Consider the following 12,006-nt stretch of genomic DNA (forward strand, 5'->3'; position numbering starts at 1 on the left):
GTCACGGGCACCGCCTCCGTGGCCCGGAACTCCGCGACGGTCGCCGCCTGGACACTCGCCAGCCGGGCCACCGGGCTGCTGCGCGTGGTCGTCATCGGCGCCGTCCTGGGCCCCACCCACCTGGCCAACACGTTCCTCACCACCAACCAGGTGCCCTCGCTGGTCTACGCGGTCGTCGCCGGCCAGGTGCTCGCGCTGGTCGTGGTGCCCGCGGTCGTGCGGACGCTGCGCGAGCACAGCGCCGCGGACGCCGCCGCGCACGTCCGCCGGCTGAGCGGGATGCTCGTCCGCGCCTCCGGGCTGGTCGCGCTGGCGCTGGTGCCCGTCTCGGTGGGCCTGGGGTGGGTGCTCACGCTCGGCGTCCCCGAGGCCGACCGCGGGCGGGCGCACTCGCTGGCCGTCGTCCTGCTGGTGCTGGTCGCCCCGCAGATCGTCCTGTACACCGTGGCCGCCGCCGGCGCGGCCGTCCAGCAGGCCCGGGGCCGCTTCGCCCTGGCCGCGGCCGCTCCCGCGGTGGAGAACGTCGGCCTGATCACCACCATGGCCGCCGTGGCCGTCGTGTACGGCCGGCCCCCCGACGTCGGGGAGGTGCCGCTCGGCGCGGTGCTGCTGCTGGGCACCGGAGCGACGCTGTCGGTCGCGATCCACACCGGGCTGCAGCTGTTCGGTGCGGCCCGGGTCGGCCTCTCGCTGCGCCCGGCCCGCGGCTGGCGCGACGATCCGGAGTCCCGGGCGGTCGCCGCCCGGCTGCGCAGCTCGGTGGTCGTCGCCGCCATGCCGGCGGCGAGCCTCTTCCTCCTGCTGGCCGCGGCCGCCACCGTGCCCGGCGGTGCCCTGGTGTTCCAGATGGCGTTCGCCGTCTACGCCGTGCCCACCGCGATCGGCGCCCGGGCGGTGACCACGGCCGTGCTCCCCGGGATGTCGGCGGCGGTCAAGGGAGGGGACAGCGCCGGGTTCGCCCGGTCGTGGCGGCAGGCGCTGTTCTACGGCACCGTGGCCGGGCTCCCGGCGCTCTGCGTGCTGGTGACCTGGCCGGGCACCGTGGCCGGCGTGCTGGCCGCGGGCGAGGCCCGCACCGAGGAGCTGCTGGCCACGCTGACGGTCTGCATCGCCGTCATGGGCGTCGCTCAGCTGGCCAGCGGGTTCCACGAGATCGGCCGGCAGGCGCTGTACGCCCGGCTCGACGTCCGGGGGCCGCAGGTGGCCGGCGTCATCGGCTTCGCGGTGACCGCGGTCGCCGCCGGGCTGGCCCTGCTGCTGCCCGCGGGGCTCCCCCGGCTGGCCGGCCTGTGCTGCGCGGTGCTGCTGGCCGACACCGCCGGGGCCGCGGCGGTGATCGCCCGGGTGGGCCGGGCGGTGCGGCCGGAGCGTGCCGTCGACGGCCGGCGGCTGGCGATCGCGGTCGCCGCGGCGGCGGCGATGCTGCCCGTCCTGGCCGGCGGCCGCGTGCTGGCCGGCGAGGGCGGTCCGCTGCTGCGCGAGCTCGTGGTGCTGGCCGCGGCCGCGCTGCTGGCCACCGCGGTGTTCGCCGGGGCGCTGTCCCTGCTGGTCCGCACCCGGGCGGGCACGCCGTGACCGCCGTCCTGACCCGGCCGGCGCCCGGCGAGGCCACCGGTCGCGCGCCCCGCCCGTGGCTGGTCCCGCTGCTCCTCGGCCTGCTGGCGGCGGGCGTGCTCGGCGCCGCGGCCGCGTTCGTCGGACCGTTCGCCGCCCTCGGTGCCCTGGGCCTGGTCCTGGTCACCGTCGCCGCGCTCTTCCCGCAGTGGGCGGTCTACCTCTACCTCGGCACCACGCCGTTCCTGGCCGGCATCGACCGCGACCGGCTGATCCCCCTGATCCGGCCGAACGAGGCGGTGCTGGCGCTGCTGGTCGCCGGGGCGGCGATCGGGGGCTACCTGCGCTACGTCCGGGGGGACGACGTCCGCTGGCGGCTCCGGCCGCTCGACGTGCAGCTGGGCGTCTTCGTGCTGCTGTCGACGCTCTGGCCGGTCGCCTGGCTGCTGCTGCGCGGCAGCGTGCCCACCGGCGCCGAGCTGGCCGCGCTGCTGCCGATCTGCAAGCTGGTCGCCCTGCTCGTGCTGGTACGGCTGACCATCACCACCGACGACCGGCTGCTCCGGCTCGCCCGGATCATCACCCGCACGGCCGCGGCTATCGGGCTCATCGCCGTCAGCCAGACGATCGTGGTGCCGGGCATCGGGCAGTTCCTCGCGCTCTACTGGGTCGACCTGGGCCGCGACGCCACCGACACCATCGACCGGGGCAGCACCACGCTCGCCTCGTCGATCGCCACCGGCGACTACGTGCTCATCGGCCTCGCGCTGCTCCTGGCGCTGTTCGTGCGGGGGCTGGCCAGCCGGCGGGAGCTCCTGCTGCTCGGGGTGCCGCTGGTGGCCGGGGTGCTCGCCTCCGGGCAGTTCTCCGCCTGGGCGGCCGCCGGGATCGTCGGCATCGGGATGCTCCGCCAGTACCCGCAGCTGCGCCGGCTGGCCGTCCGGCTGCTGCCCGTGCTGCTGCTGGCCGTCGTCGTCGGCCTGCCCGCGTTCATCACCCGGCTGTCGGAGTTCGGCGACGGCTTCGGCGTCCCCCGGAGCTGGCTGGGCCGGTGGGACAACCTCACCAGCTTCTACCTGCCGGGGCTCGGGGACTGGCGGTGGGTGCTCGGCGTCTCGCCGAACTCGGTGCTCCGGGCGCCGGAGACGTGGCGCGAGGAGATCTACCTCGAGTACGGCTACCTGCAGTTCCTCTGGGTCGGCGGCGTCCCCCTGCTGCTGGCCTTCGTCTGGCTGTCCGTGGCGGTCCTGCGGCACGCGCGCCGGCAGGCCGGCCGCGCCGACACCGCCGGCGCCTTCGCCTCCGCGCTGTGGGCGACCTGGTGGATGGTGCTGGTGCTCTCGCTCATCGACATCCACCTGGTGCTCCGCGGCGTCGGGGAGCTGCTGTTCGTCGGTCTGGCAGTGCTGAGTGGGAGGTCCGATGACGACGACGGGTGAGCGGGAGCTGCGGCGCTCCCGCGGCGAGGAGGCCGTCCGGCGGACGCTGGACGTGCTGCTCTCTGCGATCGGCCTGCTGGTGCTGGCGCCGGTGCTGCTGGCCATCGCGCTGTGGGTGCGGCTGGACAGCCCCGGGCCGGCGCTGTTCCGCCAGGAGCGGCTGGGCCGGGATCGCCGGCCCTTCCGCCTCTACAAGTTCCGGTCGATGCGCTGCGGCGGCGACGACCGCGCGCACCGGGAGCTGATCGCCGCCGAGCTGCGCGGGGAGGACACCGCCTGCGAGGGCAGCACCAAGCTCTCCGCCGACGACCGGGTCACCGCCTCGGGCCGGTTCCTCCGGCGCACCAGCCTCGACGAGGTGCCCCAGCTGCTCAACGTGCTGCGCGGGGACATGTCGCTGGTCGGCCCGCGACCGTGCCTGCCGTGGGAGGCCGAGCTGTTCCCGCCCGAGTACGCCGACCGCTTCGCCGTCCGCCCCGGGCTGACCGGGCTGTGGCAGATCAGCGGCCGCAGCCGGCTGGGCACCCTCGACATGCTCCGCCTCGACCTCGAGTACCTGCGGCGCCGCCGGCTGGGGCTGGACCTGCTGATCCTGCTGCGGACGCTGCCCTCCCTCCTCCGCGGGGACGGCGCCCGATGACCACGCTGATGCTGGCCACGACCGGCGGCCACCTGGAGCAGCTGCGGGCCCTGGCCGACCGGATCCCCGCCGACGACGACACCGTGTGGGTGACCCACGAGAACGCGCAGAGCCGGGCCCTGCTGGCCGGCCGCGAGGTGGAGTTCGTGCCGTACGTGCGGGTGGGCAACGTGCCCGACGTCGTCCGGTGCGTGCCGACCGCCCACCGGCTGCTGCGCGAGCGGAAGCTGACCCGCGCGGTGTCCACCGGGTCCGGGATCGCGCTGGGGTTCCTGCCCTACCTCGCCTCCCGCGGCGTCTCCTGCCACTACATCGAGAGCGCCGCCCGGGTGGCCGCGCCCTCGCGGACCGGCGGGGTGCTCCAGCGGATGCCCCGGGTGCGCCGGTACACCCAGTACCCGCACTGGTCGGATCCGCGCTGGGAGTACCGGGGCAGCGTCTTCGACGCCTTCGAGCCCGACGACTCGACGCGGACCCTCGGCGACGTCATCCGGGTGGTGGTCACCGTCGGGACGGCGGCGGAGTTCCCCTTCTCCCGGCTGGTCGAGCGGCTGGTGCCGCTGCTGGCCGAGGACGGCGAGCTGGCCGCGGTGACCGGCCGGCCGGTCGAGGTGCTCTGGCAGACCGGCTGCACCCCGACCGACCACCTGCCGATCACCGCCACGCCGTTCCTGCCCGGCGACGAGCTGACCGCGGCGATGGCCGCCGCCGACCTGGTGGTCAGCCACGCCGGCGCCGGCTCCGCCCTGGCCGCGCTGGGCGCCGGACGGCGTCCGCTGCTGGCCAGCCGGTCGGCCGCCCTCGGCGAGGCCGGCGACGACCACCAGGGGCAGCTGGCCGACGAGCTGCAGCGGCGCAAGCTGGCCGTGCACCACCCGGCCGACGGGTTCACCCTCGACGACCTGATCGACGGCCTGCTGGCCGCCGGCGCCCGGCGCGCGGGCAACCCGCCGCCGCTGGAGCTGCTGCCGTGACCGCCGTCCTGCGGGTCGACCCCCGCACCGACGAGCGCTGGCGCCGGCTGGCCGAGGGCCCCGGCGGCAGCCTGTTCACCTCCCCGCCATGGCTCACCGCGGTCACCGGCACCTACGGCTTCGAGCCCGAGGCCCGGCTGGCCGTCGATCCGGCCGGCACCCCGATCGGCGGCCTGGCCTGGGTCGACGTCGCCGACCTGCGCGGCCGGCGCCGGCTGGCGCTGCCGTTCTGCGACCGGGCCGACGCGGTGGCCACCGCCCCGGGGGTGTGGGACGCCCTGGTCGCCGACGCCCTCGCGGGCGACCTGCCGTTCACCCTGCGCTGCCTGCAGGACTCCCCCGGCGCCACCGATCCCCGGTTCACCGCCACCGGGGCCGCCGCCTGGCACCTGACCCCGCTGGACCGGCCGCTGGCGGAGCTCACCGCCGCCTTCCGCGGGCAGACCCGGCGCAACATCGCCACCGCCGAGCGGGCCGGGGTGGAGGTGGTGCTCAGCGCCGACCTCGACGCCGTCGGGGAGTACCACCGGCTGCACGTGGGCCTGCGCAAGGCCAAGTACCGGCTGCTGGCCCAGCCGCTGGAGCTCTTCGAGGCGATCTGGAAGGCCTTCGCCCCCGACGACGCCATCCGGACGGCGCTCGCGCTGGTCGACGGCCGCCCGGTGGCCGGCGCGGTCTACCTGGTGTGGGGCGACACCGTCTACTACAAGTTCGGCGCCTCCCGGGCCGACGCGCTGCCCCTGCGGCCCAACGACGCGCTGCACTGGGCGCTGATCCGGTGGGCGCACGAGCGCGGGCTGCGGGCGCTGGACTGGGGGCTGTCCGACCTCGACCAGCCGGGGCTGGTCGCGTTCAAGCGCCGCTGGGCCAGCGTGGAGAGCCGGATCTGCACGCTCAACGCCGGCGGTCCGCCGGTGGGCCGCTCGGCCGAGGTGGAGCAGGTGCTCCGCCTGGCCACCGAGCTGCTCACCGACCCCGCCGTCCCCGACGAGCTGGCCGCCCGGGCCGGCGCCGCCCTCTACCGGTACTTCTGCTGACCGCCGTGCGCACCCGACCCGCCGCCTCCGCCGGTCACCGCTCAGCCGGTGTCGGTGGTGAAGCCGCGCTCGGAGGCCTCGTCGACCTCGACCGGTGGCACGCCGTCGGGCACGTCGTTGCCGGTGAACTCCGCACCCGTGGAGCCGTCGAGGAAGATCGCCGCCCGGTCGAGGAACGGCCCGTCGAAGCCGTTGCCCACCACCTCGACCTCGGGGAACCAGCGGACGAGCACCGCCTGGGAGCCCTCCACCTCGCAGGTGTTGTTCTCGAACCGCAGGCCGCGGGAGCGGCCGAGGTCGCCGGACTCGCCGGCCTCCTCGGCGGTCGCGATGAGGCACTGGTGGTCGACGTTGCGGCACACGTTGTCGGCGACGAGCGCGTCGACGGTGGGCAGCCGGCTGTTGTCGTAGGTCTGGAAGCAGTCGGTGTGCGGGGGCTCGCCCGTGTAGCCGTCGTCCTTGATGTCGTGCACGGTGTTGCCGACGATCTGCACGTCGGTGCCGAAGAACCGGATGCCGTCGGCGTCGCCGGCCTGCCGCCGCACCGAGGCGCTGACGTCGTTGCCCCGCACGGTGATGCGCTCGCCCTCGACGATGATCCCCGTGCCGTCGGTGCCGACGACGGTGTTGCCCTCGACCAGCAGGTCGGTGCAGCCGCCCTCGCAGCTGATGCCGTCCTGGTCGGCCTGGACCACCTCGTTGTCCTGGGCGACCAGCCCGTGGCCGAACAGGTCGATGCCGGTGCCGCCCTCGACGGTGAGCCCCTGCACGGTGACGAAGTCGGCCCGTACGGTGACCGACCGGACGGGGGCGCCCTCGGCGGCGAGCACCACGGGCCGGCCCTCCTCGCCGGAGCGCTCGACGACGAGGTCGGTGCCGGCCAGCGCGTCGCCGGTGACGCAGACGGTGGTGCCGGGCACCGCGTCGGCGAGAGCCTCGGACACCGCCTCGGGGCTGCTCAGCGCCACCGTGCAGGCCACCGGCCCCATGGTCACCGTCGGCGCGGGCGGCTCCTCCTGCCCGCTGCAGCCGGCCAGCAGCAGCACCAGCGCGGACGCCACGGCGGGCAGAGCTCCCGCTGGGCGTCGCCGTTCCGCCAGGGCTGCCTCCATTCCGGACGTGCCGTCCGGCACATCGTAGGTCGGGCGACCGGCCTGACCAGCAATCCCGTTCGCGAGAGAAGCGGAGAAGCCGATGTCGAGTAGCAGCGCACGCCAGCGCCTCGCGGTGGTCGGGCAGGGGTACGTGGGGTTGCCCCTGACCCGCCGCGCGGTCGAGGTGGGCTTCGACGTCGTCGGGTTCGACGTCGACCCGGTCCGCGTCCAGCGGCTGCGGGAGGGGCGCACCTACATCGACGACGTCACCGACGACGACGTCGCCGCGGCCCTCGCCACCGGCCGGTTCCTGCCGACCGACGACCCGGCCGACCTGGCCGGCTTCGACGTCGCGGTGGTCACCGTGCCGACCCCCTTGCGCGATGGCGCCCCCGACCTGCGCTACGTGGAGTCGGCGGCGACGCTGCTGAGCCCGCACCTGCGGCCGGGCTGCTGCGTCATCCTGGAGTCGACCACCTATCCCGGCACGACCGAGGACGTGTTCATCCCGCTGCTGGAGGCGGGCAACCCGCTGCGCGCCGGCCGCGACTACCGGATCGGCTACAGCCCCGAGCGGATCGACCCGTCCAACCCGGTCTGGGGCTTCCGGAACACACCCAAGATCGTGTCGGGGGTCGACGACGTCTCGCGCAAGGCGGTCGCCGAGTTCTACGAGACCCTCGTCGACCAGGTGGTGCCGGTGAGCGGCACCCGCGAGGCGGAGCTGGCCAAGCTGCTGGAGAACACCTTCCGGCACGTGAACATCGCGCTGGTCAACGAGCTGGCGATGTTCTGCCACGGGCTGGGTGTCGACGTGTGGGAGGTCGTGGACGCCGCGGCCACCAAGCCGTTCGGGTTCATGCGCTTCTCCCCCGGCCCCGGGGTGGGCGGGCACTGCCTGCCGATCGACCCGTCGTACCTGTCGTGGCAGGTGCGCCGCTCGCTCGGGCAGGCGTTCCGCTTCATCGAGACGGCCAACGACATCAACGACCACATGCCCGACTACGTGGCCGCGCGGGTCGGCGAGCACCTCAACCTGCGCAGCCGGGCCGTCCGCGACAGCGCCGTGCTCCTCATGGGGCTGGCCTACAAGCGCAACTCCGGCGACGCCCGGCAGACCCCGGCGCTGGTCGTGGCCCAGCGGCTGCACGCGCTGGGCGCGCGGCTGCGGGCCGCCGACCCGCTGGTCGACCCGGCGGTGGTGCCCGACTGGCTGCCGCTGGTCGAGCCGACGCCGGAGGAGGTCGCCGCGGCCGACCTGGTCGTCGTCCTCACCGACCACGACGCGCTGCCCTGGGAGCTGCTCGAGCAGCACGCGGAGAAGGTGCTCGACACCCGCAACCGGGTGCGGGCCGAGGCGGTGGACCGGCTGTGAGCACCCCGGCGGTCGGCAGCGTCGACTACTGGGCCTGGGTCAACGACCGGAGCTGGGGCAGCTACATCACCGGCGTCGAGGCGGCGGCCATCGAGGCGGCGGCCGCCGCGGCGGAGCAGGCCGTCCCGGCTCCGCCGCTGGGGCTCGACGTCGGCGCCGGCGGCGGCCGGTGGACCGGCCTGCTGCTCGACCGCGGCTGGCAGGTGACGGCGACCGACGTCGACGCCGAGGCCCTGGCCCGGTGCGCCGACCTGCACCCCGCCGCCGACGTCCGCCTCGTCGACCCGGGCGAGGAGCGGCTACCGGCCGCCGACGGGTCGGTGGCGCTGGTGACCTGCATCGAGGTGCAGGCAGTCACCCACTCGGGGTGGTTCCTCCCCGAGGTCCGCCGGGTGCTGGCCCCCGGCGGACGGATGGTCACGCTCGTCTGGAACAGGGTCTCGCTCCGCGGCGCGCTGGCCGACGTCGGGGCCCGCGTCCGCGACCGCCGGCCGCACACCCACTACCGCCTCTCCTACGGCAGCTGGCGGGCCGGGCTGCGGGCGGTGGGCCTCGAGGTGGTCGACGAGCGGGGCCTGTGCTGGTTGCCGTTCGGCCGCAGCAGCGACTCACCCCTGGTACCGGTCGGCGCGGCGCTGGAGCGACGGCTGGGCCTGCACCGGCTGCCGCGCCTGAGCCCGTGGGTGGTCGTGACCGCCCAGCGACCGGAGCGGAGCTACCACGCCCCCCACCCGTGACCACCCACCGCACCAGGACAGGAGCACCGACCATGATCCCGACCCGGACCGCCGACCTCGCCCTCGAGGTGCGGCGGGACGCCGCGCCGCCACCGGACGAGCTGTCCGACTGGGACGACCTCGTGTGCGGAACGCCGGGCACCGACGTGACCCAGCTGTCGGTGTGGGCCCGCGTCCGCGAGCACGAGGGCTTCCATCCGGAGTACGTGCTGGTGCACCGGGGCGGGCGGCTGGTGGGCGGCGTGCAGGTGCTGCTGCGCAGCCTGCCGCTGTTCGGCCGGGTCGGGTACGTGTCGTACGGGCCGGTGCTGCGCGCCGGCGAGCCCGGGCGCGACGAGGTGGCGGCGGTGCTGGCGCGCGAGCTGGGCCGGCTCCCCGGCGTACGGATGCTGTTCGTGCAGCCGCCCGAGGGCGGCGAGGACGCCCGGACGGCGCTGCTGCGGTCGGGCTTCCGGCCGTCGACGGCGGGGATCGCACCGGCCGGGTCGGTGCGGCTGGACCTGCGCCGGGACCTCGACGCGATCAAGAAGGGCTTCCCGCCACGGCTGCGGTCGTGGACCCGGAAGTGGGCCGACGCCGGGGTGACCGTGCGCCGGGGCGGGGAGGACGACGTCGTCCTGCTGGCCCGGCTGATGGCCGCGGCCGCCGACGCGTGCGGGTACTCGCGGCCGCCGGGCACCGACTACCTGCGCCACCTCTACCGGGAGCTGTCGGCGACGGGCAACGCCGCGCTGTTCGTCGGCGAGGTGCACGGCGTGCCGGTGACCGCGGACCTGGTGACCACCTGCGGGACGACGGTGCGCGGCCGGCTCGGCGGCTTTGACCGCAGCGGCGAGGGCCGGCGGCTGAGCGTGCCGGGGGCGGCGCGCTGGGCGATCATCCAGTGGGCCAAGGCCGCCGGCTACGAGTGGCTGGATTTCGGCGGGCTGGGGCAGCAGGCGCTGGCCGACGTGCTGGACCGCGGCATCCGGTCGAACCCCGACTGGCCGGGCCCCGACCACACGAAGCTGCACTACGGCGGGCAGGCGTTCCGCTATCCCGGTGCGGTCGAGCGGATCGGGCCGGCGCCGGTGCGCCTGGCCTACGACACGATCACCGACTCGGAGTGGGGCCGCACGCGGCTGCACCAGGTGAAGGTGGCGCTGCGCAGCCGGTCGGGCGGGAGGGCACGGCGGTGAGGATCACCTGCATCGGCGGCGGGCCCGGCGGGCTGTACGCCGCGATCGCGACCAAGCGCCTCGACCCCGCGCACGAGGTGCGGGTGGTCGAGCGCCGGCCGTCGTCGGTCACGCACGGCTGGGGCATCGTCTACTGGGACGACCTGCTGGCCGGGGTGCGCGGCGTCGACCCCGCGACGGCGCGGGCGATCCGGGCGGGCTCGGTGCCGTGGACGGGGCAGCGGGTGTGCGTCGGCGACGCGCGGCCGGTGCACCTGGGCGGCACCGGCTACGGCATGGAGCGGCGGCTGCTGATCGACGTCCTGGTCGGGCGGGCGCGGGAGCTGGGCGTGCGGGTCGACGTCGGCACGGAGGTCGACGACCTCGACGCCGCGGCCGCCGGCAGCGACCTCGTCGTCCTCTCCGACGGGGCGCACAGCCGGCTGCGGCGCAGCCGGGCCGGCGTCTTCGGGACGACGGAGACCGGCGGCGGCAACAAGCACATCTGGCTGGGCTCGGGGATGGCGTTCTCCGACTTCACCTTCGCCTTCGAGTCGACGCCGGCGGGCTGGATCTGGCTGCACGCCTACAGCTACGGCGCCGACGGCAGCACGGTGATCGCCGAGTGCGCGGAGTCGACGTGGCGCGGGCTGGGCCTGGACACGATGGACGACGCGGCCGGCCGGGCGCTGCTGGAGGAGGTGTTCGCGCGGCACCTCGGCGGGCACCGGCTGCGCAACCGGCCCGAGGCGCCGGCCACCTGGTCGACGTTCCCGCGGATCAGCAACCAGCGGTGGTCCGACGGCAACGTGGTGCTGCTGGGCGACTGCGCGCACACGGCGCACTTCTCGATCGGCTCGGGCACCCGGCTGGCGTTCGAGGACGCCGCGGCGCTCGGCCGCGCGCTGGCCGGCCGGACCGTGGCCGACCTCCCCACGGCGCTGCAGGCCTACCAGGACGAGCGGATGCCGGTGGTCGCCGCGCTGCAGCGCGACGCCGAGCGCAGCGCGCGCTGGTTCGAGCAGATCGACGAGCACCTGGACGACGACCTGCTGCAGTTCGGCTACGCGCTGCGGATGCGGCGCATCCCGGGTGCGGCCGACCGGCGCTCGTCGCTGCACTACCGGCTGCACCAGGCCACTCAGTGGCCGCTCGGGCGCAGCGCGCGGCGGGTGGTGGCCGACGGGCGGCGGGTGCTGCGCACCCACCGGGTGGCGGCACCGAGAGGCTGACCGGCGGGCGACTCAGACGGGGTGCCGCGGCCTGCGGGCCGCGGCACCCAGCGGCGTGACCCGCGGCTGCGCGGCCCTCGGCTCTGTCGGCGGGGCCTGCCGCTGGGGGGTCTCGCGGGCATCGGCGTAGGCGACGCCCCGGCCGACGACGACCGCGACAGCGATCGCGATCGGCAGCCAGGCGACCAGCAGCCAGCCCCACCACGGCATCGGTGACCCCCCGCTCCCCCGGAGTCCGTGGCAGCAGCATGGCGCAGGTCACAGCGGTGTGGCCAGGGCCCAACGGCCCCTGCCGTCAGGCGGTCGGAGCCCCCGTGCGGGGGCGGCGCACCCAGCTGCGCCCGTGCGGCGAGCGCGGCACCGGCACCGGCGCGGCCGGGATGCGCGGCAGCGGCCGGGTCAGCTCGGCGTCGACCTGCGCGCGGCCCAGCGACGTCAGCTCGTAGGAGTCACTGAGGTCCTCCCGCCCGCGCGGGACGAGCGCGAGCCAGCCGCGCTCCTGCGCCTCGGTGAACGCGGCGCGCACCTCGTCGTGCCGCTTGCGCCACGCGTCCAGGTTCCCCGAGGAGGCCCGCGTCTCCAGCTGCCCGAGGACGGCGAACATCGTGGCCGGGCGGTCCAGGGCGTCGAGCGTCTCGAGCACGGTGGCGAGCATGGCGCGGGTCTGCATGAGCGGGAAGCCTAGGAGCGGACGGGCTTCTCACCTGCGAGGACGCGCTCCGAATCGGACGCGTCGGCATGGGCAGATCTGCCATGCGGACGCAGGG

12 protein-coding genes are annotated in these 12,006 nt (G+C 75.8%); 9 read left to right on the forward strand and 3 right to left on the reverse strand.

The genetic code is table 11. The annotated features are described in order from the left end of the window. Positions 1-18: 18 nt before the first annotated feature. From ACI79R_RS08515 to ACI79R_RS08535, 5 genes are read left to right on the forward strand one after another with little or no spacing between them, the layout of a single operon-like run. Complete coding sequence (locus tag ACI79R_RS08515; RefSeq protein ID WP_456573163.1) at positions 19-1,575, forward strand: lipid II flippase MurJ; 1,557 nt, start codon at positions 19-21, stop codon at positions 1,573-1,575. Beyond that, entirely contained in the window at positions 1,572-2,993 is a 1,422-nt protein-coding gene (locus tag ACI79R_RS08520) for a hypothetical protein (protein WP_456573164.1), read from the forward strand. The genes ACI79R_RS08515 and ACI79R_RS08520 overlap by 4 nt, the downstream gene beginning before the upstream one ends. After that, complete coding sequence (locus ACI79R_RS08525; RefSeq protein WP_456573165.1) at positions 2,977-3,633, forward strand: sugar transferase; 657 nt, start codon at positions 2,977-2,979, stop codon at positions 3,631-3,633. Before ACI79R_RS08520 ends, ACI79R_RS08525 begins: the two co-directional genes overlap by 17 nt. Continuing rightward, positions 3,630-4,607, forward strand: coding sequence for a glycosyltransferase (locus tag ACI79R_RS08530; protein WP_456573166.1), 978 nt, complete (start codon positions 3,630-3,632; stop codon positions 4,605-4,607). Before ACI79R_RS08525 ends, ACI79R_RS08530 begins: the two co-directional genes overlap by 4 nt. Further along, the gene (locus ACI79R_RS08535) at positions 4,604-5,644 is read left to right on the forward strand and encodes a lipid II:glycine glycyltransferase FemX (protein ID WP_456573167.1); all 1,041 of its coding nucleotides are present in this window, start codon (positions 4,604-4,606) and stop codon (positions 5,642-5,644) included. The genes ACI79R_RS08530 and ACI79R_RS08535 overlap by 4 nt, the downstream gene beginning before the upstream one ends. 41 nt (positions 5,645-5,685) lie before the next feature. Here ACI79R_RS08535 and ACI79R_RS08540 read toward each other — a convergent pair whose 3' ends face one another. Then, positions 5,686-6,705, reverse strand: coding sequence for a right-handed parallel beta-helix repeat-containing protein (locus ACI79R_RS08540; RefSeq protein ID WP_456573168.1), 1,020 nt, complete (start codon positions 6,703-6,705; stop codon positions 5,686-5,688). Between the two features lie 133 nt (positions 6,706-6,838). Between ACI79R_RS08540 and ACI79R_RS08545 the strand changes: the two genes are divergently transcribed. The 4 genes from ACI79R_RS08545 to ACI79R_RS08560 are packed head-to-tail and all read left to right on the forward strand — an operon-like array spanning position 6,839 to position 11,239. After that, positions 6,839-8,113 (forward strand): nucleotide sugar dehydrogenase, encoded by a 1,275-nt coding sequence (locus tag ACI79R_RS08545; RefSeq protein WP_456573169.1) that lies wholly within the window; start codon positions 6,839-6,841, stop codon positions 8,111-8,113. Next, the gene (locus tag ACI79R_RS08550; protein ID WP_456573170.1) at positions 8,110-8,850 is read left to right on the forward strand and encodes a class I SAM-dependent methyltransferase; all 741 of its coding nucleotides are present in this window, start codon (positions 8,110-8,112) and stop codon (positions 8,848-8,850) included. Before ACI79R_RS08545 ends, ACI79R_RS08550 begins: the two co-directional genes overlap by 4 nt. A 32-nt stretch (positions 8,851-8,882) precedes the next feature. Continuing rightward, on the forward strand, positions 8,883-10,028 hold the full coding sequence (locus ACI79R_RS08555) for a lipid II:glycine glycyltransferase FemX (RefSeq protein ID WP_456573171.1): 1,146 nt from the start codon (positions 8,883-8,885) through the stop codon (positions 10,026-10,028). Continuing rightward, positions 10,025-11,239, forward strand: a complete 1,215-nt coding sequence (locus tag ACI79R_RS08560) for an FAD-dependent monooxygenase (RefSeq protein ID WP_456573172.1) — start codon at positions 10,025-10,027, stop codon at positions 11,237-11,239. Before ACI79R_RS08555 ends, ACI79R_RS08560 begins: the two co-directional genes overlap by 4 nt. A 12-nt stretch (positions 11,240-11,251) precedes the next feature. Here ACI79R_RS08560 and ACI79R_RS08565 read toward each other — a convergent pair whose 3' ends face one another. Together ACI79R_RS08565 and ACI79R_RS08570 are read right to left on the reverse strand one after the other, a co-directional pair. Next, positions 11,252-11,449 (reverse strand): hypothetical protein, encoded by a 198-nt coding sequence (locus tag ACI79R_RS08565; protein ID WP_456573173.1) that lies wholly within the window; start codon positions 11,447-11,449, stop codon positions 11,252-11,254. 85 nt (positions 11,450-11,534) lie between these two features. Then, the gene (locus tag ACI79R_RS08570) at positions 11,535-11,909 is read right to left on the reverse strand and encodes a hypothetical protein (protein ID WP_456573174.1); all 375 of its coding nucleotides are present in this window, start codon (positions 11,907-11,909) and stop codon (positions 11,535-11,537) included. Between the last annotated feature and the right edge of the window lie 97 nt (positions 11,910-12,006).

This window comes from Blastococcus sp. SYSU D00820 (genome assembly GCF_054050695.1).

Coding starts and splice junctions, on each gene's coding strand:
- ACI79R_RS08525 (WP_456573165.1), top strand. CDS start 2,977: ATGACGACGACGGGTGAGCGGGAGCTGCGGCGCTCCCGCGGCGAGGAG.
- ACI79R_RS08555 (WP_456573171.1), top strand. CDS start 8,883: ATGATCCCGACCCGGACCGCCGACCTCGCCCTCGAGGTGCGGCGGGAC.
- ACI79R_RS08530 (WP_456573166.1), top strand. CDS start 3,630: ATGACCACGCTGATGCTGGCCACGACCGGCGGCCACCTGGAGCAGCTG.
- ACI79R_RS08565 (WP_456573173.1), bottom strand. CDS start 11,449: ATGCCGTGGTGGGGCTGGCTGCTGGTCGCCTGGCTGCCGATCGCGATC.
- ACI79R_RS08545 (WP_456573169.1), top strand. CDS start 6,839: ATGTCGAGTAGCAGCGCACGCCAGCGCCTCGCGGTGGTCGGGCAGGGG.
- ACI79R_RS08570 (WP_456573174.1), bottom strand. CDS start 11,909: ATGCAGACCCGCGCCATGCTCGCCACCGTGCTCGAGACGCTCGACGCC.